Below are 23415 nucleotides of genomic sequence, written 5' to 3'. Positions count from 1 at the left end.
CAACGATTTCAACCAAACATCGTCCTGATTAATCGCGGCACATCTGCCTGGCTCTTCAGTCCAGTTTGTCGAGCAGCGGCTTCAGCCGGTCTCCATAACGCTTCCACAAATCGACCGAGCCTTGATACATGGGCTGGCGCACTTGCGCGGCGGACGCCGTGCGCACCGGCCGGTCGGTCTCATGGAACGACAGCACGGCATCGTCCCATGGCAGGCCGAGATAGTCGATGAGCGCCCGGCTTTGTCCTTCCTGATCGGCGACGAAATCCTCGTAGCGCACATCGTGCACGACGCCGGGCAGCACCTTGTGCCAATGCGCCATGATGTCGGTGTAGAGATTGTGGAAGTCGGCGAGCTCGCCGAGGTCGTAGCCATAGCGGTGGCTGTCGCCGCGGAAATGCACCTTGTAGATCGACAGGCAGGTTGCCACCGCATCGCGGGCACAGTGGATGATCCTGGCCTTCGGCATCATCATGTGGATGAAGCCGATAAGCAGGAAGTTGCCCGGCATCTTGTCGGTGACGTGGCTGATATGCGGATAGCGGGCATGCAGCATGTCGAGATAGGCCTGGCCTGCCTCGGCGAAATCCGCATCGTCCGTATCCGATACGCCCCAGGGAAAGCCGCCCGGCATGTTGGCCGGGAACTGCTTGCCGACCGCCTTCTTCAGGATGCTGAGCTCGCCGGCGCCATAGACCTTGGGATGGCTGGCGATGATCTGCTCGACCAGCGTCGTGCCCGAACGCGGCATGCCGACGACGAAGATCGGCGCGTCATCGGTGATCGGGCTCTGCCTGTGTCTTTCGAAGAAGCCGGCATCGAACACCGTCTTCATCGCCTCGAATTCGGCGCGTGTCCTGACGGGATCATAGTTGATCCCCTTGCGGCGAATGGCATTGCCTTCGGCGAAGTAGTCGAAGGCCTTGTTGTAGTCCTTCAAATCGTCATTGGCCTTGCCGAGGCCGAAGGACAGCTGCATGCGTGCCAGGCTGTCCGGCGGCGCCTTGGCATGCTGGGCCTCCATGCCGGCCAATTCGGCATCGCGCTCCTTCTGGCGCTTGACCTGCGTCAGCATCAGCCAGGCGGTGGCCATGCCGGGATTGATCGCCAGCGCCTGCCGGAACAGGTCGGCGGCCTCGTCGAGCTTACCCTTCTCCATCAGCCCGACGCCGAGCCCGTGCAGCAGCTCGGCATCCTTGGGGCGGATGGCCAGCGACTCGCGAAAAACCGCCAGCGCCTCGTCCAGGCGTCCGGCTTCCTGCAGGGTTTCGGCAAGTCCGATGCGGGCGCGCACATGGAAGGGATTGCGTGCGACCGTGCCGCGATAGATCTCTTCGGCTTCCTCGAACCGGCCGAGCTGCTTCAGCGACGAGCCGAGATTGTCGCGCGCAGCAAGCTGCTCCGGCCGCAGATCCACCGCGCCTCGGAAGAAGTCGATTGCCGCGTCGACACGGCCGAGATCACGCATCACCGTGCCGAAATTGTTGAGGAAATCGGCATTCGTCGGCTGCAGGCTCACCGATTGTTCGAGGAGTCCCAGTCCCTCTTCGCTGCGCCCGGTCTGGTGCAGCAGCAGCCCCAGGAAATGCGCAGCCGCCGCGTGTTTGGGCTGACGCGCCAGGACTTGCCGGTAGATTGTTTCGGCTTCTTGCCGGCGCCCGGCCTGATGCAGTTGCAGCGCCTGCTGCACATATTGGTCGAGGCCCAGCGGCGGCTGTCCGCCCGCGCCAGTCCTCGCTCCCGCACCCATCGCTCGTCTCTGATCTCTGTTAATGGGAAACCTGCCGTGTTTATCCGCCTGCCGCGATCTAGGCCATTGGCGCGGCAGGTTCAAGTCTCCGCGGGGTTCTGCGGCCTTCCCATCGCCGTGAACGCTATCAGATCAGGCGGTTGGTCTCGGCAACCTGCCTGGCCCGCCTCACCGTGCCATCGGTATCGGAGATCGTGCGCCTGGCCGCCTCATCGCTTCTGATGGTCAACCGTGCCGACTTGACGATCATCGGCTGGCCGGTCGGGCCAACGGCAATGGCATGTATGGCGATCGGCTTGATGACCGGATTTACCGCGACGGTCTTCCCCCTTGAGCCTCTTGTGGAAACCATGGTTTTGTCCTCATTCCGGAGTAAATAAAAAATATCGAGCTGAGAAAGCGCCCCAGCGAATTGTCAAGAATTTTTAGAGATATGCCGACCCATAGCAGAATTATTGGAAGATCTATAGCGATCTATTTTTCGGCCATAGCGCGTTTATTTTCTGAATCATCTTGAATAGGCGGCCCGATCGATCTACATAAGGAAGATCGTTTTGGCCAGAATTGGCATCTCGCGGCGTCAGAGGTTCTCGACCCGCCAATCTCATTCCAAATCGTCGATACCGGGCGCACGGCACATTCGCTGTGCGACGATTTTTCAATCCGCGAAAGACAGATATGACCACCGGAACCGTGAAGTTCTACAATGGCCAGAAGGGTTTTGGCTTCATTCAGCCGGCCGACGGCGGCAAGGACGTTTTCGTCCATGTCAGCGCGCTGGAGCGCGCCGGCTTTCCCGGCCTCGCCGAAGGCCAGAAGCTGCAGTTCGAATTGGAACGTGACGGCAAGGGCCGCGAGTCGGCCGCCAATCTGCAACTGATCTGATCCGGCCGAATTCGATGAACGCTGACCACGGATGTACTGGCAGCTCTCGAAGGCGGCTTATTTCCAGCGATTGCCGGAAATAGGAAAGCGGGGCTCGTCCCCGCTTTTTTGCTTTGGGGCCACTGTTTTACATGACGCCCCAAGGTGTGAGCCAACAAAGCCGTGAACCAACCGAAAGCCAGACGATGCCGGACCGCACCACCCATTCCATTGCCCACTTCACCGCGGCTTTCGCGCTCGGCGGGCTGGAGGGGCAATTGCCGGCCGGCGACTACGACATCGATCATGACGAAGAGCTGATCGAAGGCATGTCACACATTGCCTGGCGCCGCGTCGCCACCTTCATTCACCTGCCGGCGAGGGCGGTGAAGAGCCCGACCACCAGCCAGCTTGTCGCCATCGACCACCTCGAACTCGAAACCGCGCTGAAGCGCGACCGGGAGAATGCAGCATGATCCGTTTCCAGCAGAATACGCGCCCGCGCACCGACACGCCCTCGCACCTTTTCGCCATTGGCCAGACGGTGCGCATGAAGAGCCGCACCGGCCTCGTCCAGAAGACGGCGGAGCTGTTCGAGATCAAGAGCAGGCTGCCGGTCAAGGACGGCTCGCCGCAATACCGTATCCGCAGCGAGCAGGAGACCTACGAACGGGTCACCACGGAAGACAATCTCGAACCGGTCGACAATCCGGCTGTCGCCAACAATCCGGCGGCCTGAGATCTCCGAACAGCCAGCCAACACGCACAAGAGGAGCAGTCCATGTCCAAGGGTCAACAGCGAAGCAATCGCGAAGCGCGCAAGCCGAAGAAGGATAAGGTCGTGGCCAAGCCCGCCTCTCCGTTCGGCTCGTCGGTCAAGCAGGCGGAGAGCGGCCTGAAGCCGAAGTCAAAGGGCTGACAGCCTTGGGGCGCCTCGCATGCGCCCCATCCCCTGCTTTGGGCAGGCGATGAACTGACGACAGGGCCATGCCAAGTCCTGCCACGGAGGCTTGCTTGAACTTCGTCATCGAGTTCTACCGGTCGCGCGACGCCGAGGAAGCAACACTCGACAAGGTGTCGCTGGAAGCGCCGACACTGCGCGACGCCCTGCAAGGCGCGACCGCCCTGTTCCACAGCCTGGCCATGCCGCAAATCCCCGACCGCCTGCGCATCTGCGATGAGCATGGCAGCGAGCTCTATGCCGGGCCTGCCGATGGGGCTTATCCGGCCTAGGCACCACCCGCGCAAGTGCCTCACGAGAGGAGAAGGAAAAACCTCAGCACGGCCCGTCGCCAACGATGCGGTAATCCGCGGCGCGGGCTTCGCAGGCATTGGGGAAAGTGCGCTCCTCGCCGTGCCTGCGGGCGCAGACGGGTGCGTATTCGCGGGTGCAGAACGTCTGCTCTTCACCGCCACCGCCACCGCCACCGCCACTGCCATCACCGTCGCCGCGGCACGGGCCGTCGCGCACGATGCGGTAGCCGGCACGATCGGCAAGACAGGCATTGGCGAAGGTCTGGCGGTCGCCGCCGCGCCGGGCACAGACCGGCTCATATTGCCTGGTGCAGAATTCCGGTTCGGGACGCGGCGGACGCGGGCGTGGTCCGGGCCCGTCATCGACAACGACGGTGCAGGCGGCCAGAAGCACCGGCAGCAACAGCACGGCAACCCCTTGCCGCGAGAAAATTGACGCCAGGAATTTCATGCTGATCTCTCCCCGATCGCGATCCATTCCGATCCTCGCCATTCCCTTGTCGAATGCAACCCCTGTTTGCAGCCTCACACCGAAGCGGCGTCTGAAACCGGGGCGGTCGGCAACAGCTGTCGTTAGCCGCCTCTGGCCCATGCGTGACCGTGGCTGTGGGCCGATGACCCGATCCGCAACCAAGCCTATCTGCGCCCGGTCGACGCTCAGATCGGTCGATTCTTGCGTCGGGATGCGCCCAGTGTGGCGGCCCGCGGCGCTATCTTGCAACCTTCACGTTTCCGTGCGATAAATTCCGTGTTCGGGCATTTGCGACCCGGAGAGCGGAACGTTTTGGACGACCTTTCCCCGATACTGTGAATCTCTGACGGCCCCGTTTTCGGCGGGGGGTTTGACCATGCGCCAATGCATGACTGCCGAAGCAACCACCGGGAACTGCCCTCGACGCCAGGTGGCGGGCAGGACCACCAAAGACTGAACGGGTGAAGGAGTTTCCCCAATGGCCCAGACCGGCACCGTTAAATTCTTCAACGCGACCAAAGGCTTCGGTTTCATCACGCCCGACGGCGGCGCCAAGGACGTGTTCGTCCACATTTCAGCGATCGAGGCATCGGGCCTGCGCACGCTCGTCGACGGCCAGAAGGTCACCTTCGACGTCGAGCCGGACCGCATGGGCAAGGGCCCGAAGGCGGTCAACCTCCGCGCTGCCTGATCATCGGCGCGCCGCGCGTCCTTGACCGCGGGCGGACGAAGGTTCGGAGCTTGCCCCAGCCTCTGGGCGCACAGACAGTTTTTGAAAGGCGCGGCGATTTTCGTCGCGCCTTTTTCACGACTGCGGCAAAGCAGAAATGCATGTCGCCCAAAAGTGGATCCGGTTTTGGGTCTACGACTTGTATCATAACAAGGGCTTGACGCGCTTTAGGCGCCCGCAAAACTTTCTCTTGCCGATGACGCTAAAATAAAGGACAAATTTCCTCTCGGGCATTTGCCGGCCCGAGACTGGAGTTTATGGGATCAAAGGAGCTTCCCATGCCGCAGACCGGCACCGTCAAATTCTTCAACCATGCCAAAGGCTTCGGCTTCATCACGCCGGACGATGGCGCGAAGGATGTCTTCGTCCATATTTCGGCCGTGCAGGCGTCAGGTCTTCCCGGTCTCGAAGATGGGCAGAAAGTAACGTTCGACACCGAGCCGGACAAGCGCGGCAAGGGACCCAAGGCCGTCAACCTGTCTGTCGGCTGAGCCGGCTTCAGACTGTCGGCTCCAGCAGGCCAGCCCGGCTCATTTCGAGCTTGGTTTTGTCGCCTCTCTCGGATCGGCAGGTCGAAATCCGTTCAGCCTCCGTTCAGCCACGGTCGCATATTAGTCTTGGGTAAAGCCGGACCGCATCCCCTGCAAAACTGCACGGCCCGGTACGAAGGAGACCAAGATGAACAGAATTTTCAAGACAGCCGTGCTGTCCGCCGCCATGGCCGCCACCATGCTTGTGGCCCTGCCTGCGGCCAACGCCGATGAATGGCGCCATCACCGCCACCACGGCAATGGCGATGCCATTGCCGCCGGCGTGCTTGGCCTTGCCGCCGGCGCCCTGATCGGTGGCGCGCTGGCCAATGACCGGCCACCGCCTGACGCTAACCGCTACTACGATGACGGTTACTACAATGACGGTTACTACGATCGTGAGGTGCGGGTTCGCCCGGCTCCGGTCCGCCGCTACTATGTGCAGCCGCGGGTGGTCTACGCCGATCGCTACGCCGAACCGTGGACGCGTGACTGGTACGAATACTGCTCGGACCGCTATCGCTCCTTCAACTCCCGCACCGGCACCTTCACCGGCAATGACGGCGAGCAGCATTTCTGCACGGCAAACTGAGTGCATGTCGCCCAAAGTGCGCAAGCGGTTTTGGGATAACGACTTGCACCAAACAGAATTCTGAAGCGCGAAAGCGCTTCAGAGCTTCCCTGCCCAAACAGAAAAGCGCTGACCGCAAGGCCAGCGCTTTTTTTGTTGCCCGGGTGTGTTGAGATTCAGGTCAGGAACGGGTTCGTTCTGCGCTCCTCGCCAAAACGGCCGCCAGGGCCGTGGCCGCAGATGAAACCTATATCGTCGCCGAGCGGCAGCAGCTTGTCCTTGATCGAGGCGATCAGCGTTGCATGGTCACCTCCCGGCAGGTCGGTGCGGCCGACAGAGCCACGGAACAGCACATCGCCGACATGGGCAAACTTGGCCGCGCGGTTGTAGTAGACGACGTGGCCGGGCGCGTGGCCCGGGCAATGCAGCACCTCGAACACGTGCGCGCCGAACGACACGGTCTCGCCTTCGATGAGGAACCGGTCGGGCACGCAGTTGCGCGCGCCTTCTATGCCGTAACGCCTGCCCTGGTTCTCCAGATTGTCGAGCAGGGATTTGTCGGCTGCATGCGGGCCGATGATATCGATGCCGAGCGCCTCTTTCAGCTCCATGGCGCCGCCAGCATGGTCGATATGGCCATGCGTGATCCAGATCGCTTCGGCCGTGATCGCATTGTCCTTCAGCACCGCCAGCACCTTGTCGATGTCGCCGCCCGGATCGACGACGACGCCGTGCTTGTCGTCCATGTCGAACAGGATGGTGCAGTTCTGCTGGAACGGTGTGACCGGCACGATGCCGGCATTGAGCTGACCCATGATCGTCCTTTCGATGTTCACGCGGTGATGTAGAGGCGTCAGGGAAAGGCGTCCACCCCTCGAAAGGCGAACAGTCAGTCGTCCCGGAAACGGAAATGGGCGGCCGAAGCCGCCCATTTGAACAAGCCTGAAAGCGTCAGGCTTACTTCTTCATGGCGCCCATGACCGCACCGATGATGCCGGTCAGGATCGCGCCACCGCCGGCGCCGCCGATGATGTTGTTGAGGTTGAGCGCACTGCCGAGACCGCTCGTCGCCGCCGCGGCCGCTGCCGGATCGACCGCGCCGCCGCCAAGCAGGCTGCCGAGGATTGCCGCGCCGCCGACGCCGCCAATGGCGCCACCCAGGATCTTGGGAAGCTGGCCCATAGCCGCGTTCTTGAGCGCAACACCAACCGCCTGACCACCGATGATACCCGTAATCACCTGTACAATGATCGGAAGAAGCGTGTTCATGTCCATATGATTAGTCCCTCCATAGCTGCCAGCCTCCCGGGCCGACACCATCATGAGACGCCGAATTGACTGAAAGTCAAATGCAGAAACGCTGAAATAAAAGGGGCGGCTCGAAAACCGCCCCTGCTTGCGCGAAAAGCTGTGACTATCGTTATTCTGCGGCGATCGCGTGCTTCGGCTGAACCGCTGCAGAATAGTCGTTCATAAGGTTCTTGGCGATCTCGCCGACCTCGAATCGGTAAGGGCCGATTTCCGACACCGGCGTTACTTCCGCAGCCGTCCCGGTCAGGAAGCATTGCTCGAAGCCTTCCAGTTCTTCCGGCAGGATGGCGCGTTCGATCACGTCCAGGCCGCGATCCCTGGCCAGCCCAATCACCGTGCGGCGGGTGATGCCGTCGAGGAAACAGTCGGGCTTCGGCGTATGGATCTTGCCGTCCTTGACGAAGAAGATGTTGGCGCCGGTTGCTTCCGCGACCTGGCCGCGCCAATCGAGCATCATGGCGTCGGCATAGCCTTTTGCTTCGGCGGCATGCTTGGACATGGTGCAGATCATGTAGAGGCCGGCCGCCTTCGACTTCGACGGCGCCGTGCGCGGGTCGGGCCGGCGCCATTCCGCGACATCGAGGCGAATGCCCTTCAGCTTCTGCGCCGGATCGAAATAGCTCGGCCACTGCCAGATGGCGATGGCGACGTTGATGCGGTTGTTCTGCGCCGAAACACCCATCTGCTCGCTGCCCCGCCAGGCGATCGGCCTGACATAAGCGTCCTGGAAGCCCTGCTTCTTCAACAGCGTGGTCGAGGCATCGTTGAGTTCGGCCACCGAGTAGGGAATCTTGAAGCCGAGCAGGCGCGCCGATTCATGCAGGCGCTCGGTGTGCTCGTTGAGCTTGAAGATCTCGCCGCCATAGGCGCGCTCGCCCTCGAAGACGGCGCTGGCGTAGTGCAGTCCGTGCGTCAGCACATGGATCTTGGCCTCGCCCCACGGAACGAATTCGCCATTCATCCAGATGAAGCCGTCCAGTTGATCGAAGGGAACGGATGCCATGGTAACCTCCCGCGGGCCACGGCCCGCATATCCTTAGTGTCGTTGCGTGTTCTTTTTGGCCGTGATTGGACACGCCGGCCGATGTTGCGAAGCGTAAGCGGATAATCGCGCTCTGGCAAACTCAGGAAGTTCCGGAAAAACCGGCCTGCCTTGCCTTTTCGTTCGCAATCCGCCCAAAACCTTGTCAAAAATTACCATTGCAGGGAAATTACGTCAATAGTACTGACATAATCTCCCGTTCCCATGGAGAAATGATGACGGATCGAAGCGCAGCCGCCGGAAAACCGATCAGGACCGCGATGTCAGTCGAGGACGGCATCGACTTCGCCATCATCGAACTGTTTTTCTTCGCCTACCGCGACTTCACCTCCGATCCCGATCAGATCCTGGCCGACTATGGTTTCGGCCGCGCGCACCACCGGGTGCTGCATTTCGTCAACCGCCGGCCGGGCCTGACGGTTGCCGAACTGCTCGACGTGCTGAAGATCACCAAGCAGAGCCTGGCGCGCGTTCTCAAACAACTGATCGACACCGACCATGTCGTGCAGTTGCAAGGCCCGCGCGACCGCCGGCAGCGCGAACTTTATCCGACGGCGAAGGGCCGTGCGCTGGCCTTGGCCCTGGCACGGCCACAGTCGCGCCGCATCCGTGCTGCATTGGAAGATTCCGGCGCCACCGAACGGACCTTGGTGGAACGCTTCCTCGAAGCGATGGTCAATCCGGAACTGAGAGCTCAGATCGACGTTGGGTCCGCAAAAATGTCAGGGAAAAACCATGGAGAGCACTGAGAGGGTCGATCAGGCGGCCGCACCGGACGACGACGCGCCGCATCTGCTTGTGGTCGACGACGACACCCGCATCCGCAATCTTCTCAAACAGTATCTGACCGAAAACGGCTTCCGCGTGACCGTCGCCGGCAATGCCGGCGAAGCCAGGCGCAAACTCACCGGCCTCGACTTCGACCTGCTTGTGCTCGATGTCATGATGCCCGGCGAAAGCGGCGTCGACCTTACCAAATCGCTGCGGGCCGAAAAGAACGTCCCGATCCTGATGCTGACCGCACTGTCGGAAACCGACAGCCGCATCCTAGGGCTCGAAGCCGGCGCGGATGACTACCTGCCCAAACCCTTCGACCCCCGCGAGCTGATCCTGCGCATCAACAACATCCTGCGCCGCGGCGGCCCGGCGACGACGCCCAAGGTCGAACAGCTGGTCTTCGGCCCCTACACCTTCCAGATCGCCAGGCGCGAGCTGAAGCGCGGCGGCGAGGCGCTGAAGCTGACCGACCGCGAGCAGGAGATCCTGGCGATCTTTGCCGCACGCGCCGGCGAAACCATCCCGCGCCACGAACTGGTAGGTGACGATTCGGAAGTCGGCGAGCGCACCATCGACGTGCAGATCAACCGGCTGCGCCGCAAGATCGAGCGCGATCCGTCCAACCCGGTCTGGCTGCAGACCGTGCGCGGTATTGGGTATCGGCTCAGCGTGGAATAGAATACCGGCCGCGGCGCTAGGGCATGATCCCGAAAAGTGGGAACCGGTTTTCGGAAAAGATCATGCTCCAACAAAGAGTTAGATCAGGAAGACGATCCAACCGAACGTCATCCTGATCGAGTGCCGCAGGCGAAATGAAAAAGAGCCGATGGCGACGACGGAACTGGAAGGGCCGGGATCTGACGGCTTGAGCGCACGCGCCACGCGAACGCTCAAGGCGGTGCCGCGCATCTGGAACCGGTTCTGGCGCCTCGTTTCGCTTTACATGCCCAAGCGCCTTTATGCGCGCTCGCTGATCATCGTCATCGCGCCGATGATCCTTTTGCAATCGGTGGTCGCCTTCGTCTTCATGGAGCGCCACTGGGCAACGGTGACGCAGCGCCTGTCGCAGGCCACCGTGCGCGACATCGCCGCCATCATCGACCTGATCGAGACCTATCCGCACGACGCCGACTACGCCAACATCATCCGCATCGCCCAGGACCGCATGCAGCTGAAGGTCGATCTGCTGCCGCCGGATCCCTTGCCGCCGCCCGGTCCAAAACCGTTCTTCTCTATCCTCGACGACGTTCTCTCCTCAGAGATCACGCGCCAGATCAACCGGCCGTTCTGGATCGACACGGTCGGCAATTCCAACATCGTCGAGGTGCGCGTCCAGCTCGAGAACAAGGTGCTGCGCGTCTTCGTGCGCCGCAGCCAGGCCTATGCCTCCAACACCCACATCTTCCTGATCTGGATGGTCGGCACCTCGCTGGTGCTGCTGATGATCGCCATCCCCTTCCTGCGCAACCAGATCCGGCCGATCCTGACGCTCGCCGAGGCCGCCGAAAGCTTCGGCAAGGGCCGGCCTATGCCGCGCGATTTTCGCCCGCGCGGCGCCGAGGAGGTTCGCCGCGCCGGCTTTGCCTTCATCCAGATGCGCGAGCGCATCGAGCGCCAGATCGACCAGCGCACCGCCATGCTGACTGGCGTCAGCCATGATCTGAGAACCATCCTCACCCGCTTCAAGCTGCAGTTGGCACTGGCCGGCGGCAAGACCGAGACCAAGGCGGCGCTCAACCAGGACATCGACGACATGCAGTCGATGTTGGAGGGTTATCTCGCCTTTGCCCGTGGCGAGGCCTCGGAGGATCCGGGACGTTTCGATCTCGAAGCCTATTTCCAAAAGCTCAGCGACGAAGCCGCCTTGCGCAAATGCAAGCTGTCGACGACGTTTTCCGGCGATCCGACCGTGCATGTCAGGCCGAATGCCTTCGCCCGGCTGTTGTCCAACGTCATCGGCAATGCTTTCCGCTATGCCAAGACGGTGGAGGTCAGTGCCAATCACGGCCGCGGCTCGCTGGTGGTCACTGTCGACGACAACGGCCCCGGCATTCCTGTTGACAGGCGCGAGGACGTGTTCAAGCCCTTCGTGCGGCTCGACGAGGCCCGCAACCTCGATGCCAGCGGCACCGGGCTCGGCCTGTCGATTGCCCGCGACATCGCCCGCAGCCATGGCGGTGACATCACCCTCGACGACAGTCCGCTCGGCGGCCTGCGCGCGGTGATCAAGGTTCCGGCCTGATGCATGTCGCCCAAAAGTGACCTCGGTTTTGGGAGAACGACATGCATAAAAACAAAAAACCTAAAGCGCGTCGCATGAATCCGTTTCAACGCGACGCGCTTTAGGCAGCTCAAGTATCAAGCCAGATATCAGGCTTCATCCGCTCGTCATGAAATCATGGTGAAGAGCGCGCATGAAACGCGCGACTGCAGTTGATTCGGCCCGGCCGCCTCACTTCGACGCCGTACCCGCCCGGGTGCGCTGGAGCGAAGCGAGGGCGGCCGGCTGGTCGCCGTTCCGGCATCGCCTCAAGGCAACCGTCGACCTTTCCAGCAAAGGGCCGCCATGCGCATATTGATGGTCACCGACGCCTGGCGCCCGCAGGTTAATGGCGTCGTCCACACGCTGGAGCGGCTCACCGAAACGCTGAAATCCTTCGACGTCGCGGTGGATTTCCTGACACCCAACATCTTTCGCACGCTGCCCCTGCCGACCTACCCTGACATCCGGCTGGCGCTGACCACACCAGGCCATGTCGCGCGCCTGATCGATGCCTACAAGGCGGATCACATCCACATCGTCACCGAAGGGCCGCTCGGTATCATGGCGCGGCGCTATTGCCGCAATGCTGGCCGGCCGTTCACCACCAGCTATCACACGCGCTTTCCCGAGTATCTCAGCGCCCGCTTGCCGGTGCCGGAAAGCTGGGCCTATCGCTGGCTGCGCGATTTCCATAATTCCGGCCAGGGCACGCTGGTCGCCACCCAGTCGCTCGCCGACGACCTTTCGGCGCGCGGCTTCAACAAGCTGCGGCCGTGGACGCGCGGCGTCGACACCGACCATTTCCGGCCGGACAAGAGGAAAGACCTCGGCTTCCCCGGCCCGGTCTTCCTCTGCGTTGGCCGCGTCGCCATCGAGAAGAACCTCTCCGCCTTCCTCGACCTCGACCTGCCCGGCAGCAAGGTGATCGTCGGCGAAGGCCCTGAGCTTGCCAAGCTCAGGGCAAAATATCCCAAGGCGCATTTCCTCGGTCACCGCCCCAATGACGAACTGGCCGAGATCTACGCCTCGGCCGATGTCTTCGTCTTCCCCAGCCGCACGGACACGTTCGGCAACGTCATCATCGAGGCGCTGGCCAGCGGCACGCCGGTCGCCGCCTATCCGGTGACCGGGCCGATCGACATTGTCGGCGATGGCTTTGGCGGCGCGGTCTCCAACGATCTGCGCGAGGCGTCACTTGCCGCCCTCAAGGTCGACCGCGCCGAGGCCAGAGAACGCGCCATGCGCTACAGCTGGAAGGCTTGTGCGGAAATGTTCCTCGACACGGTCGAGGAAGCACTGGGGATGCCGCGGAGGCTTGCCGCCTGACCCTCTCCTTCGTCATCCACGGGCGGAGCGTTGGCGAAGCCGGCGCGCAGACCCGAGGATCCATTCCGTGAGCTGGAAGCGTCCGCAGCGGTGAAGGATTAAGGATAACGGCGAAACTGCGTGTGCTCGACCAGCCCAGAGCCAGAAGCATCCTTCTGGACCGCTCCGCTTTTCGGCCACTGTCGCGGCATGGATCCTCGGGTCTGCGCGGGCGCTTAGCGCCCGCTCCGCCCGTGGATGACGAAAGCGTGTAACGTGCGACGACCGCAACTATCAGCGATGAATCCTAGAACAGCCGCCCGCCATCCGGCACCCTGCGCTCGATCGCTCCGAGCACCACCGCGCCCTCCTCGTCGGGAAAACCGAGCGTCAGCACTTCCGACATGAACGGCCCGATCTGGCGTGGCGGGAAATTGACCACGGCGAACACCTGCCGGCCAATCAAGCTTTCGGGCGTATAGTATTTGGTGATCTGCGCCGATGATTTCTTCACCCCGATGTCGGGTCCGAAATCGATCTTCAGCTTGAAGGCAGGCTTGCGCGCTTCCGGAAACGGTTCGGCCTCGACGATCGTGCCGGCGCGGATGTCGACATGATCGAAATCGGCAAAACTGATCTGCGGCTTGCGCTCGCTGCTCGAACTCATTCGCGTACGGCTCTAGGCATTGCCGTAGGTCTCGAACAGCACGCCGGCCAGCGCGTCCTTGGCCGAGGTTCCCGACCAGACGACGAACTGGAAAGCCTGGAAATAGCATTCGCAGGCTTCCAGCGCCGAGGACAAGAGCACCTCGACCTGCTGGCTCGACGGCTCGACCCCGCCGGCCAGAAGCAGCGACTGGCGAAACATGATCGCGCCCTCCTGCTCCCAGAGGTCGAAATGGCCGAACAGCATCTGTTCGTTGATCAGCGACAGCAGCCGCATCACTTCCAGCGCGCGGGTTTCCGGCACCTTGATGTCGAAGGCGCAGGCCAGATGCAGCGCCTCGAAATCCTCCATCCAGGAGAAGGAGACGTGATAGTCGGTCCAGCTGCCGGCGACCGAGATCGAGATTTCATCATCGCCGGCCCGTTCGAAGGACCAGTCGTTGTTGTGGGCCACCTGCTCGATAACATCCACCGGATGGATTTCGCGGGAGTATTCGAGTTCGAGAAGTTCCATGGAATGCTTCCTGTGTTCAGGGGGAGCGCCTCACGCTCCGCGGGGCACACACGACGAACAATCTGATCTAGAACTCGGACGGCCAGGACTTCTCGACGCAAAGACCCCAGACCGGACCCCACCGCCCGGCCGCATGACCCTGCTTCGAATCATGCAACAAATTCAGTCTATTGATCGGGAGTCGCGTGAACAGCCCAATTTTTCGCACTGCGTCATTCGCATGTGGAAAGGCGCTGTCACAAAGATTCATGCAATGCCGTTAAGCGATTCACGGCAAAGCGCTTTTCAAGATCGCACTATGTGGAAAAGTTTAACGATTATTTTTTTGCGCGAGGCTTCGCCGCCGCCGCTGGTGCGGCCTCACCGGCGAGTTCTGCAAGCTTCGCTTCGAGCGCCTCGATGCGGGCGGCAAGCCTGCTGTTCTCGTCACGGGCCTTGGCGGCCATCTCGCGCGCGGCCTCGAATTCCTCGCGCTGCACCACATCCATCGAATTGAGGATGCGCTCCGCCTGCCCCTTGAAGGCAGTCTCCACCTCACGCCGGACGCCCTGCGCGGCACCCGCGGCATCGGTCATCAGCTTGGCGAATTCATCGAGAATGCGGTTCGGTCCGGTCGACATGGCAAATCCTCGCTTGCTCGAAATGACGTAGTGGCGCTGAGCGCCGAATGCAAGAACGTTGAGGGCTGGTGCGGCCTCTGCGTTGCTATGGCGCATGGCGGTACCATGCCTATGCGAAGCCTTCAAATGGCCCCAAGCTGTACTTAAGGACGCCAAATCGCCTACTGTGTCGTCATCAAATAGTGCTTCAGCACGCTCCAGTCAGGGTCACCCAATGGCAACGCCCCCGCGCCGACCGACAAATCCGTTCGAAGCCGCCGAAGCGGCCTTCAAGCCGGTCAAGAAACCGGCAGCGCCCATTCGCGAACCCTCATCCGCCCCGAATGTCCGCGAGCTTGTCTCGATCCGGATCGACCGGGCCGTGCTCGATCATTTCCAGGAAGACGGCCCCGGCTGGCAGGACAGGATCAACGACGCGTTGCGGCAGTTTGTGGCCGCCAAGGGCTGAGTTCGCCACCCAAGGCGCGATGGCTCGCAATGGTGATCGGTCGCGACACTTGACGGCGACCGGCTTGCCTTGACCCTGCCAAAACCCTACCGCATGGTCCGCGCCCGAATGCGACCGCAACCGAGAGCTCCCCGTTGAACGAATATTTCCTGCTGCCGCTGGCCTCGCTGCCCTTCCCCAACATCAACCCGATCCTCATCCAGATCGGGCCTCTGGCGGTGCATTGGTACGGCATCGGCTACATCGTCGGCATCCTGTTTGCCTGGTGGTACGCCAAGCGGCTAGCCGCCAACCCGAAACTATGGCCCGACGGCATCCTGCCGATGAAGCCGGAGGACCTCGATGATTTCATTGTCTGGGCAGCGATCGGCGTCGTGCTTGGCGGCCGTACGGGCTACGTGCTGTTCTACGACCTGGCGCGCTACATAGCGCATCCACTCGACATCTTCGCGGTCTGGCAAGGCGGCATGTCGTTTCATGGCGGCCTGCTCGGTGTCATCCTCGCCATGACGCTGTTTTCCATCAAGCGCGGCATCCGCACCTGGTCGCTGTTCGATGTCGTGGCCGCCGGCGTGCCGGTTGGGCTCGGCCTGGTGCGCGTCGCCAACTTCATCAACGCGGAACTTTGGGGCCGTATCACCGACGCACCATGGGGCGTCATCTTCTGCAATGACCGTATCCAGCAGGCACAAGGTCTATGCCCTGCCGGCCTGCTCCCTCGCCATCCGAGCCAGCTCTATGAGGCCCTGCTCGAGGGCGTCGTATTGTTCCTGGTCCTGCGCATCCTCACCCATTCGCGCCTCAAGCTGAAGACGCCGCGCTTCGTCGGCGGCGCCTTCATCTGCGGCTATGGCCTGTCGCGCATCTTCGTCGAGTTCTTCCGCGAACCCGACCAGCAGCTCGGCTATCTCCTCGGCACCAACTGGCTGACCATGGGCATGATCCTGTCGACGCCGATGGTGCTGGCCGGCATCTGGGCGATGGCTACAGCCAAGCCGGTGACGCAAGGACAGCGGCAGGCGACATGACGCGGCTCAAGACCCGCATCGTCGACCTGATCGAGGCGCTCGGCCCCCTTCCCGTCAACGAGTACATGGCGCTGTGCCTGTTCGACCCCGCGGACGGCTACTACACGACGCGCGAGCCGTTCGGCGCCGCCGGCGACTTCGTGACCGCGCCGGAGATCAGCCAGATGTTCGGCGAACTCGTCGCCGTCTGGTTTTACCAGGCTTGGGCAGCGATTGGCCGGCCGATGCCGGTCACTATCGCCGAGATCGGCCCCGGTCGCGGCACGCTGATGAAGGACATGCTGCGCACCCTGTCGCGGCTCGATCCTGATCTGGCCAATGGCGCTGCATTCGCCATGATCGAGACCAGCCCGCGCCTGGCCGAGACCCAGAAACAGACGCTCGGCGCGACGCCCTTCGCGGTTCGCTGGCACGAGACCATCGAGACCTTGCCCGATCAGCCGTTGCTCATCGTCGGCAACGAATTGTTCGACGCCGTGCCGATTCGTCAGTTCGTCCGCGCCGGCGCCAGCTGGCGCGAGCGCATGGTCGGCCTCGACGACCAGAATGTCCTTTGCTTCTTCGCCGGCGCCGGCTCGGTCGACCCGACGCTGCTGCCCGTCGATGCGGCTGAAGCGCCGCAAGGCGCGATCGTCGAGGTGGCGCCGGCCCGCACCGCCCTGATGGCGGCCATTGCCGAGCGCATAGCCCGAAACAGTGGCGCCGGGCTGTTTCTCGACTATGGCCATCTCCGGCCGGGTGTCGGCGACACGCTGCAGGCCTTGCGCAAGCACAATCACGAAGATGTGCTGGCCAATCCGGGCGAAGCCGACCTCACCTCGCATGTCGATTTCGCCGCCCTGGCCGCGGTTGCGCGCGCACATGGTCTCGACGTCCATCTGTCGACGCAAGGCAATTTCCTGCTCGGCATGGGCATTCTCGAGCGCGCCGGCCGGCTTGGCGCCGATGCTGGCCAGGCTGGCCGCGACAAGATCACCGGCGATGTCGAGCGTCTTGCCGGACCGCAGGCCATGGGCGATCTGTTCAAGGTGCTTGCCGTGCTGCCGCGCGGTGTGACCATTCGGCCGTTTGCCACGGCGGATTGACTTTTCACCGCTGCCCCTCCCAATCTCCCGTCCGGTAAAAGAGCGGTCGAACCGCCGGCCGCTTGCTTCCGGACTTTTTCTTGACGAAACCGCCCACACGGACAACAACGCCCGCATGCTCACTCAGACCAAACCGGATCCCGTTCGGTCGCCGCTGCTGGACAAGGCGCAGGCACAAGGCATCCGCCACGGCTATTTCACCCGTAGAGGCGGTGTCTCGACCGGCATCTACCAGGGCCTCAACATCGGCACCGGGTCGGACGACGACAAGGCGCTGGTGGCCGAAAACCGCGCCCGCGTCGCTGCCTGGATGGGCGTGCCGACGAGCCATCTGTTGACCGCCTGGCAGATCCATTCCCCCGACGTCGTCGTCGCCCGGGAACCCTTTGCCGGCGAACGCCCCAAGGCCGATGCCATCGTCACCGACCGGCCGGGCATCGCCATCGGCGCCTCGACCGCCGACTGCGGCCCGGTGCTGTTTGCCGATGCCGGGGCGCGCATCATCGGCGCGGCGCATGCCGGCTGGAAAGGCGCCTTTACCGGCGTGCTGGAAAACACCATCGCCGCCATGGAGAGCCTGGGCGCCCGGCGCGAAAACATCGTCGCCGTGCTCGGCCCCTCGATCGGCCCCGGCAATTACGAGGTCGGGCCGGAATTCGTCGCCCGCTTCGTCGAGGCCGACGCCGAAAACATCGGCTACTTCGCGCCCTCCGTCACATCAGGCCATGCCATGTTCGACCTCAACCGCTACACGGTCGATCGGCTTGCCAGGGCTGGCGTGATCGCCGAGGGCCTCGGCCGCTGCACCTATGCCGAGGAAGATTTGTTTTACTCCTACCGGCGCACCACGCACCGCAAGGAAGCCGATTACGGCCGGCAGGTTTCGGCCATCGTTTTGGAGAATGAATAATGGCGCTGCATTTTGAACGATCGGAATTTGACGCGCGGCGAGACCGGCTGATGATCGAGATGGCCGAGAAGAAGCTCGACGCCATCCTGCTGTTCGCGCAGGAAAGCATGTACTGGCTGACCGGCTACGACACGTTCGGCTTCTGCTTCTTCCAGTGCCTGGTGGTGAAGGCCGACGGCTCGATGGTGCTTTTGACCCGTTCGGCCGACCTGCGCCAGGCGCGTCACACCTCGATCATCGACAACATCGTGCTGTGGACCGACCGCAACGGCGCCAACCCGGCGGTCGACCTGCGCAATCTGCTTAACGACCTCGACCTGCTTGGCGCCCGCATCGGCGTCGAATACGACACCCATGGCCTGACCGCCTATAATGGCCGCCGGCTGGACGAGCAGTTGCAGACCTTCGGCCAGATTGCCGATGCCTCCGGCATTGTCGGCCGGCTGCGCCTGTTCAAGAGCCCGGCCGAGATCACCAAGGCCGAGAAGGCCGCCAATCTCTCCGACGACGCGCTGGACGCAGCACTGCCGCTGATCAAACAGGGCGGCGACGAGGCGCTGATCCTGGCCGCCATGCAGGGCGCGGTCTTTGCCGGCGGCGGCGACTATCCCGCAAACGAGTTCATCATCGGCTCCGGCGTCGATGCGCTGCTGTGCCGCTACAAGGCCGGCCGCCGCAAGCTCACCAAGAACGACCAGCTGACGCTTGAATGGGCCGGCGTCTTCCATCACTACCATGCGCCGATGATGCGCACTGTGCTGACCGGCAAGGTGTCGAAGCGCCATCAGGAACTGTTCGACGCCGCGCGCGCCGCCCTTCTGGCGGTGGAAAAGGCGATGACGCCCGGCAATACATTCGGCGACGTGTTCGACGCGCACGCCCGCACCATGGAGGCGCACGGCTTGACCAAGCACCGGCTGAATGCCTGCGGCTACTCCGTCGGCGCCCGTTTCACGCCGTCCTGGATGGACATGCCGATGTTCTATCAGGGCAACCCAGAGCCGATCGCGCCGCACATGACGCTGTTCGCCCACATGATCATCATGGATTCCGAGACCGAGACGGCAATGACGCTTGGCCGCACCTACCTGACCACCGAATCCCAGCCGAAGCCGCTTTCCCGCCATGATCTCGACTTGATCGTACAGTGAATCCATAATGGGAGGCGTTCTTCGCCAAGGAGTTAGAAGGCAAATGAGACGATCGCATATGACGACCGTGTCATTGCTTGTGGCATTGGCTCTGGCTGCCTGCACCAACGCAAAGGACGTTCTCGAACCTTCCGCCATCACCCCGCCGGCGGCCTCCGCACAGCCCGCGCCGGTAGCGCCGGGCAGTACGGCGGCCACGGCTCCCACCCCCTCAACAGCTGCGCCCGCCACCACAACGGCCGGAGCCGCAACCACCACCGCACCGCTCACCTCGGCCCAAAGCGCTGCTATCCTGTCGAAGACCCGGCTGCAGATCGCACCGATCGTCGGCGCTTCGGTGGAAGCCGCCACTCCGCTGACTGCGGAACTGCAGACGCGCGCCAAGCAGCGTGGAATTACACTTGCCGGCAGCGCCGACCAGACCGCGACCCATGTGCTGAAGGGCTATTTCTCGGCGATTTCGGAGGGCAAGGACACCACCGTCATCTATGTCTGGGACGTCTACGATCCCTCGGGTAACCGCCTGCACCGCATCAACGGCCAGATGAAGGCGCCATCGGTCAATTCCGGCGCCGGCGCGGGCGCCGACAGCTGGAAGGCGGTCTCGCCGGCCACCATGCAGGCGATCGCCGACCAGACCATCGACCAGTTCGCGGCATTTCTGGGCGGCAAGGCCGGCTAGCAAGGCATGCTCGAGTGTTGCCTCTCGGCGATGGCACGAACCTTTCTTGAGTTTAGCCGGCGGATTCCCGATCTCGGCGCTTGCAATACCAGCGCGGGCCGCTAAAAGCCCGGTTAAAAGGTACGGGAGAGTCTGTCAGGCCTTCCCATCCCCCACCAGGAACGGTGCATGAAACTCTTCGCGGGCAATTCCAACAGGGTGCTGGCCGAAGCGGTCGCCCGCTATCTCAACATCCCGCTGGGCAAGGCCAGCGTCAGGCGCTTTGCCGACCAGGAAATCTTTGTCGAAATCCAGGAAAACGTGCGCGGCGAGGATGTCTTCATCCTCCAGTCGACCTCATTCCCGACCAACGATCACCTGATGGAACTGCTCATCATGATCGACGCCTTCATGCGCTCCTCGGCCAAGCGCATCACGGCGGTGATTCCCTATTTCGGTTATGCCAGGCAGGATCGCCGGGCATCGGGCCGCACGCCGATCTCGGCTAAGCTGGTCGCCAACATGATCACCCGCGCCGGCGTCGACCGCGTTTTGACGCTCGACCTGCATGCCGGCCAGATCCAGGGCTTCTTTGACATCCCGACCGACAATCTGTTTTCCGTGCCGGTGATGGCTCGCGACGTGAAGGCCAAATACAAGCAGCTCGGCAATGTCGTCGTCGTGTCGCCCGATATTGGTGGCGTGGTGCGCGCGCGTGCGCTGGCCAAGCGCTTCGACGCGCAACTCGCCATCGTCGACAAGCGCCGCGAGCGCCCGGGCGAATCGGAAGTCATGAACATCATCGGCGCGGTCGCCGGCAAGGATTGCCTGCTGATCGACGACATCGTCGATTCCGGCGGCACGCTGTGCAACGCCGCCGATGCGCTCTTGGCCAACGGCGCCACCAGCGTCACCGCCTATATCACCCATGGCGTGCTGTCGGGCGGCGCTGTGGCCCGCATCAGTGGCTCGAAGCTGCAGGAACTGGTGATCACCGATTCCATCCAGCCGACGCAAGGCGTGCTCGACGCGCCGAACATCCGCGTCATCTCGATCGCCGACCTGATGGGCGAAGCGATTTCGCGCACGGCGACCGAGGAATCGGTGTCGAGCCTGTTCGATTAGTCTAGGCTACAGGACCTTCCAGCCGCGCCGGCACGTTTGGCCGACGAACACTTTCGCCATTGTCGCGCGCGCCGCGCATATAGCCGCGCGGCGAGGAGCCCAGCATGCGCTTGAACATGGTGATGAAGGCCGGCACACTGTCATAGCCCAAGTCGAGCGCCACCCGGGTGATCGGCTCGCCATCGGCGAGCCGCGGCAGCGCCGCGAACAGGCAGGCCTGCTGGCGCCATGTCGACAGCGACAGGCCGGTCTGGCGCTGGAAGGCGCGCGTGAAGGAGCGCCGGCTCATGCCGGCGGCGTCAGCCCATTCGTCGATCGTCGCATGCGGCGAAGGTGCCGCGACGAAGCGCCGGCACAGCATCGCCAGCCTTGGATCGGACGGGAATGGCAGGCCGAGCGGCCGTTCCGGCAAGGTCGGGATCTCATGCAGCAACAGCTTCATGATCAACCCGCCGCGCCCTTCCAGCTCGCCGCCTTGCGGCAGTTTCTCCGATTCCACGATCAGGCTGTGCATCAGCTCGGTAACGCCGACGACGCGCAAGCCTTCCGGCAGGCCGGGAATCGCGCCTGGCATCACATAGACCGAGCGCATCGAGACATCGCCCAGCATCTCGACCGAATGCTCGATGCCGGCCGGAATCCACATCGCGTGGTCTGGCGGCACCATCCAGCGCCCGTGCCGCGTCGTCACCAGCACGACGCCGACCAACGCGTGCAGCAACTGGCTGCGGCTGTGGCGGTGTTGCGGCACGTGGTAACCGTCGGGATATTCGGTCGGTAACGCCACCGCCGGCCCGGCAACCTCCTCCAGCCATTGCCAGCGGCTCTGGTGCAATTGGCCGAGATCGGCATTGCCGGCGCGGAAGATTTCCCTGCCATGTGGCATCGGCTATGGCCCACTTGCGAAACTATTGGACCAAACCACGAAAGAAGTCGCGCGGCAAGCGGCCTATAAGGCAACCGTCCCTAAGGCGGCCGCAGGAGCGTCCGTCAGATTGCCCGCGGGCGTGCCCGCCAAAAAGACCACGGAGCCTGCCTTGACCGATACGACAGCCGCCAGAGTCGCGCCACCCGCGAGCGCCAGTCACACTTCCGCTCAGGCGACGGCCTTCACCGTCATCCTGGCGGTGAGTTTCTGCCATTGCATAAACGACATCATGCAGTCGCTGCTATCGGCCATCTATCCCTTGCTGAAACAGAATTACGGCCTCGATTTCTGGCAGATCGGCCTGCTGACCTTCACCTTCCAGGTGACGGCGTCGCTGCTGCAGCCGGTGATCGGCATGATCACCGACAAGCGGCCGATGCCCTATTCGCTGCCCTACGGCATGGCCTCGTCGCTGATCGGCCTGATCGTGCTGGCCTATGCCGGGCACTACTACCTGCTGCTGCTCGGCGCCTCGCTGATCGGCATCGGCTCGGCGATCTTCCATCCCGAATCCTCGCGCATTGCCCGCTTCGCCTCGGGCGGCCGGTTTGGCCTGGCGCAGTCGCTGTTCCAGGTTGGCGGCAATTTCGGCCAGTCGATGGGGCCGCTGCTGGCCGCCTTCATCGTCGTGCCGTTCGGCCAGACCAGCATCGCCTGGTTCGCCGTCGGCTCGCTGATCGGCATCGTCGTTCTGTGGCAGGTCGGCGGCTGGTACAGCCGCTTGCGCGCCGCGCAAGGCACGCGCAAGGCGGCAAGCTTCGTCTCGCCCTTCCCGCGCCGCAAGGTGATGAACGCATTGATCGTGCTGACCCTGCTGGTGCTGAGCAAGAACGCCTACATCGCCAGCCTCGCCAGCTACTACACCTTCTACTCCATCCATAAGTTCGGGGTTTCGGTGCAGATGAGCCAGGTGATGCTGTTCCTGTTCCTCGGCGCCTCGGCGCTGGGCATCCTGCTCGGCGGCCCGTTCGGCGACCGCTACGGACAGAAGGCGATGATCTGGTTTTCGATCGTCGGCGTGCTGCCCTTCACGCTGGCGCTGCCCTACGCCAATCTGGAATGGACGATGGTGCTGACGGTGCTGATCGGGCTGATCCTGTCGTCGGCCTTCTCCAATATCGTCGTCTTCGCGCAGGAACTGGTGCCGGGCCGCGTCGGCATGATCGCCGGCATCTTCTTCGGCTTCGCCTTCGGCATGGGCGGCATCGCAGCCGCCGTGCTCGGCGTCGTCGCCGACATGAAGGGCATCGATTTCGTCTTCCAGATCTGTTCGTATCTGCCGCTGCTCGGGCTGCTGACGGTGTTCCTGCCCAACATGAAGGAAGCGAGGAAGGCCCAGGCCGCGGCCTAAACCCGGCGGATCGGAATTCACACCGAAAAAGCACCCGCCCGGATGGGCGGGTGCTTTGC

At 62.9% G+C, this 23415-nt stretch carries 30 protein-coding genes; 20 read left to right on the top strand and 10 right to left on the bottom strand.

Features of this window, described 5'->3' with window-relative positions; all coding sequences use genetic code 11:
• Positions 1 to 55: 55 nt before the first annotated feature.
• Together JN279_RS12975 and JN279_RS12970 are read right to left on the bottom strand one after the other, a co-directional pair.
• A complete protein-coding gene (locus JN279_RS12975; protein ID WP_202353710.1) occupies positions 56 to 1690 on the bottom strand; it encodes a tetratricopeptide repeat-containing sulfotransferase family protein in 1635 nt (544 codons plus the stop codon).
• A 187-nt stretch (positions 1691 to 1877) separates the two neighbouring features.
• The gene (locus JN279_RS12970; RefSeq protein WP_096449279.1) at positions 1878 to 2102 is read right to left on the bottom strand and encodes a hypothetical protein; all 225 of its coding nucleotides are present in this window, start codon (positions 2100 to 2102) and stop codon (positions 1878 to 1880) included.
• Positions 2103 to 2428: 326 nt separating this feature from the next.
• On the opposite strand from JN279_RS12970, the gene JN279_RS12965 reads away from it, so the two are divergent.
• From JN279_RS12965 to JN279_RS12945, 5 genes are all read left to right on the top strand, one after another.
• Complete coding sequence (locus JN279_RS12965; RefSeq protein WP_096449281.1) at positions 2429 to 2635, top strand: cold-shock protein; 207 nt, start codon at positions 2429 to 2431, stop codon at positions 2633 to 2635.
• Positions 2636 to 2820: 185 nt separating this feature from the next.
• Positions 2821 to 3090 carry a hypothetical protein gene (locus tag JN279_RS12960; RefSeq protein ID WP_096449283.1) on the top strand — a complete coding sequence of 90 codons (270 nt, stop codon included), beginning with the start codon at positions 2821 to 2823 and terminating at the stop codon, positions 3088 to 3090.
• Positions 3087 to 3353: a hypothetical protein gene (locus JN279_RS12955; protein ID WP_096449285.1), complete on the top strand. Its 267-nt coding sequence runs from the start codon at positions 3087 to 3089 to the stop codon at positions 3351 to 3353. Before JN279_RS12960 ends, JN279_RS12955 begins: the two co-directional genes overlap by 4 nt.
• 42 nt (positions 3354 to 3395) lie before the next feature.
• On the top strand, positions 3396 to 3533 hold the full coding sequence (locus tag JN279_RS12950) for a hypothetical protein (RefSeq protein ID WP_179298059.1): 138 nt from the start codon (positions 3396 to 3398) through the stop codon (positions 3531 to 3533).
• Positions 3534 to 3628: 95 nt separating this feature from the next.
• Complete coding sequence (locus JN279_RS12945) at positions 3629 to 3847, top strand: hypothetical protein (RefSeq protein ID WP_096449287.1); 219 nt, start codon at positions 3629 to 3631, stop codon at positions 3845 to 3847.
• 43 nt (positions 3848 to 3890) lie between these two features.
• Here JN279_RS12945 and JN279_RS12940 read toward each other — a convergent pair whose 3' ends face one another.
• Positions 3891 to 4319 (bottom strand): Kazal-type serine protease inhibitor domain-containing protein, encoded by a 429-nt coding sequence (locus JN279_RS12940; RefSeq protein ID WP_202352937.1) that lies wholly within the window; start codon positions 4317 to 4319, stop codon positions 3891 to 3893.
• A gap of 499 nt (positions 4320 to 4818) precedes the next feature.
• Here JN279_RS12940 and JN279_RS12935 point away from each other — a divergent pair, with 499 nt between their 5' ends.
• The 3 genes from JN279_RS12935 to JN279_RS12925 all read left to right on the top strand — a co-directional run bounded on the left by JN279_RS12935 (position 4819) and on the right by JN279_RS12925 (position 6192).
• Positions 4819 to 5031, top strand: coding sequence for a cold-shock protein (locus JN279_RS12935; protein WP_006202520.1), 213 nt, complete (start codon positions 4819 to 4821; stop codon positions 5029 to 5031).
• Between the two features lie 317 nt (positions 5032 to 5348).
• The gene (locus tag JN279_RS12930) at positions 5349 to 5561 is read left to right on the top strand and encodes a cold-shock protein (protein WP_008877668.1); all 213 of its coding nucleotides are present in this window, start codon (positions 5349 to 5351) and stop codon (positions 5559 to 5561) included.
• Between the two features lie 187 nt (positions 5562 to 5748).
• Entirely contained in the window at positions 5749 to 6192 is a 444-nt protein-coding gene (locus tag JN279_RS12925; RefSeq protein ID WP_202352936.1) for a BA14K family protein, read from the top strand.
• Between the two features lie 155 nt (positions 6193 to 6347).
• Here the strand turns inward: JN279_RS12925 and JN279_RS12920 are convergent, their stop codons facing one another.
• The 3 genes from JN279_RS12920 to JN279_RS12910 form a co-directional block, all read right to left on the bottom strand.
• The gene (locus JN279_RS12920; protein ID WP_202352935.1) at positions 6348 to 6986 is read right to left on the bottom strand and encodes an MBL fold metallo-hydrolase; all 639 of its coding nucleotides are present in this window, start codon (positions 6984 to 6986) and stop codon (positions 6348 to 6350) included.
• A 142-nt stretch (positions 6987 to 7128) separates the two neighbouring features.
• On the bottom strand, positions 7129 to 7446 hold the full coding sequence (locus JN279_RS12915) for a hypothetical protein (protein ID WP_096449293.1): 318 nt from the start codon (positions 7444 to 7446) through the stop codon (positions 7129 to 7131).
• Between the two features lie 145 nt (positions 7447 to 7591).
• Entirely contained in the window at positions 7592 to 8485 is an 894-nt protein-coding gene (locus tag JN279_RS12910) for a branched-chain amino acid aminotransferase (RefSeq protein WP_202352934.1), read from the bottom strand.
• Between the two features lie 254 nt (positions 8486 to 8739).
• On the opposite strand from JN279_RS12910, the gene JN279_RS12905 reads away from it, so the two are divergent.
• The 4 genes from JN279_RS12905 to JN279_RS12890 all read left to right on the top strand — a co-directional run bounded on the left by JN279_RS12905 (position 8740) and on the right by JN279_RS12890 (position 12890).
• Positions 8740 to 9273, top strand: a complete 534-nt coding sequence (locus JN279_RS12905) for a MarR family winged helix-turn-helix transcriptional regulator (RefSeq protein ID WP_202353709.1) — start codon at positions 8740 to 8742, stop codon at positions 9271 to 9273.
• On the top strand, positions 9260 to 9979 hold the full coding sequence (locus JN279_RS12900) for a response regulator (protein WP_096449299.1): 720 nt from the start codon (positions 9260 to 9262) through the stop codon (positions 9977 to 9979). The genes JN279_RS12905 and JN279_RS12900 overlap by 14 nt, the downstream gene beginning before the upstream one ends.
• A 148-nt stretch (positions 9980 to 10127) precedes the next feature.
• On the top strand, positions 10128 to 11543 hold the full coding sequence (locus JN279_RS12895) for an ATP-binding protein (RefSeq protein ID WP_202352933.1): 1416 nt from the start codon (positions 10128 to 10130) through the stop codon (positions 11541 to 11543).
• Between the two features lie 324 nt (positions 11544 to 11867).
• The gene (locus JN279_RS12890) at positions 11868 to 12890 is read left to right on the top strand and encodes a glycosyltransferase family 4 protein (protein ID WP_202352932.1); all 1023 of its coding nucleotides are present in this window, start codon (positions 11868 to 11870) and stop codon (positions 12888 to 12890) included.
• A 286-nt stretch (positions 12891 to 13176) separates the two neighbouring features.
• On the opposite strand, the gene JN279_RS12885 is transcribed toward JN279_RS12890, so the two are convergent.
• From JN279_RS12885 to JN279_RS12875, 3 genes are all read right to left on the bottom strand, one after another.
• Complete coding sequence (locus JN279_RS12885; protein WP_202352931.1) at positions 13177 to 13536, bottom strand: tRNA-binding protein; 360 nt, start codon at positions 13534 to 13536, stop codon at positions 13177 to 13179.
• Positions 13537 to 13548: 12 nt separating this feature from the next.
• Positions 13549 to 14049, bottom strand: coding sequence for a YbjN domain-containing protein (locus JN279_RS12880; RefSeq protein ID WP_027030631.1), 501 nt, complete (start codon positions 14047 to 14049; stop codon positions 13549 to 13551).
• A 317-nt stretch (positions 14050 to 14366) separates the two neighbouring features.
• Positions 14367 to 14669 (bottom strand): accessory factor UbiK family protein, encoded by a 303-nt coding sequence (locus JN279_RS12875; RefSeq protein WP_096457761.1) that lies wholly within the window; start codon positions 14667 to 14669, stop codon positions 14367 to 14369.
• Between the two features lie 214 nt (positions 14670 to 14883).
• Here JN279_RS12875 and JN279_RS12870 point away from each other — a divergent pair, with 214 nt between their 5' ends.
• From JN279_RS12870 to JN279_RS12840, 7 genes are all read left to right on the top strand, one after another.
• Positions 14884 to 15117 carry a BrnA antitoxin family protein gene (locus JN279_RS12870; RefSeq protein ID WP_202352930.1) on the top strand — a complete coding sequence of 78 codons (234 nt, stop codon included), beginning with the start codon at positions 14884 to 14886 and terminating at the stop codon, positions 15115 to 15117.
• Between the two features lie 134 nt (positions 15118 to 15251).
• A complete protein-coding gene (gene lgt, locus JN279_RS12865) occupies positions 15252 to 16145 on the top strand; it encodes a prolipoprotein diacylglyceryl transferase (protein ID WP_202352929.1) in 894 nt (297 codons plus the stop codon).
• Positions 16142 to 17230, top strand: coding sequence for a class I SAM-dependent methyltransferase (locus tag JN279_RS12860; protein WP_202352928.1), 1089 nt, complete (start codon positions 16142 to 16144; stop codon positions 17228 to 17230). The genes lgt and JN279_RS12860 overlap by 4 nt, the downstream gene beginning before the upstream one ends.
• Before the next feature lie 115 nt (positions 17231 to 17345).
• Positions 17346 to 18140: a peptidoglycan editing factor PgeF gene (pgeF, locus tag JN279_RS12855; RefSeq protein ID WP_202352927.1), complete on the top strand. Its 795-nt coding sequence runs from the start codon at positions 17346 to 17348 to the stop codon at positions 18138 to 18140.
• On the top strand, positions 18140 to 19291 hold the full coding sequence (locus JN279_RS12850; protein ID WP_096449315.1) for a M24 family metallopeptidase: 1152 nt from the start codon (positions 18140 to 18142) through the stop codon (positions 19289 to 19291). The genes pgeF and JN279_RS12850 overlap by 1 nt, the downstream gene beginning before the upstream one ends.
• Before the next feature lie 43 nt (positions 19292 to 19334).
• A complete protein-coding gene (locus JN279_RS12845; RefSeq protein WP_202352926.1) occupies positions 19335 to 19973 on the top strand; it encodes a hypothetical protein in 639 nt (212 codons plus the stop codon).
• 168 nt (positions 19974 to 20141) lie between these two features.
• Positions 20142 to 21077 carry a ribose-phosphate pyrophosphokinase gene (locus JN279_RS12840; RefSeq protein ID WP_019860650.1) on the top strand — a complete coding sequence of 312 codons (936 nt, stop codon included), beginning with the start codon at positions 20142 to 20144 and terminating at the stop codon, positions 21075 to 21077.
• 1 nt (position 21078) lies between these two features.
• On the opposite strand, the gene JN279_RS12835 is transcribed toward JN279_RS12840, so the two are convergent.
• Positions 21079 to 21963 carry an AraC family transcriptional regulator gene (locus tag JN279_RS12835; protein WP_096449319.1) on the bottom strand — a complete coding sequence of 295 codons (885 nt, stop codon included), beginning with the start codon at positions 21961 to 21963 and terminating at the stop codon, positions 21079 to 21081.
• A 151-nt stretch (positions 21964 to 22114) separates the two neighbouring features.
• Between JN279_RS12835 and JN279_RS12830 the strand changes: the two genes are divergently transcribed.
• Positions 22115 to 23356 (top strand): MFS transporter, encoded by a 1242-nt coding sequence (locus JN279_RS12830; RefSeq protein WP_202352925.1) that lies wholly within the window; start codon positions 22115 to 22117, stop codon positions 23354 to 23356.
• Positions 23357 to 23415 lie beyond the last annotated feature (59 nt).

It is taken from the genome of Mesorhizobium sp. 113-1-2 (assembly GCF_016756475.1).
GTDB classification, from domain to species: Bacteria; Pseudomonadota; Alphaproteobacteria; order Rhizobiales; family Rhizobiaceae; genus Mesorhizobium; species Mesorhizobium loti_C.
This window is presented reverse-complemented; position numbering and strand designations above follow the sequence as displayed.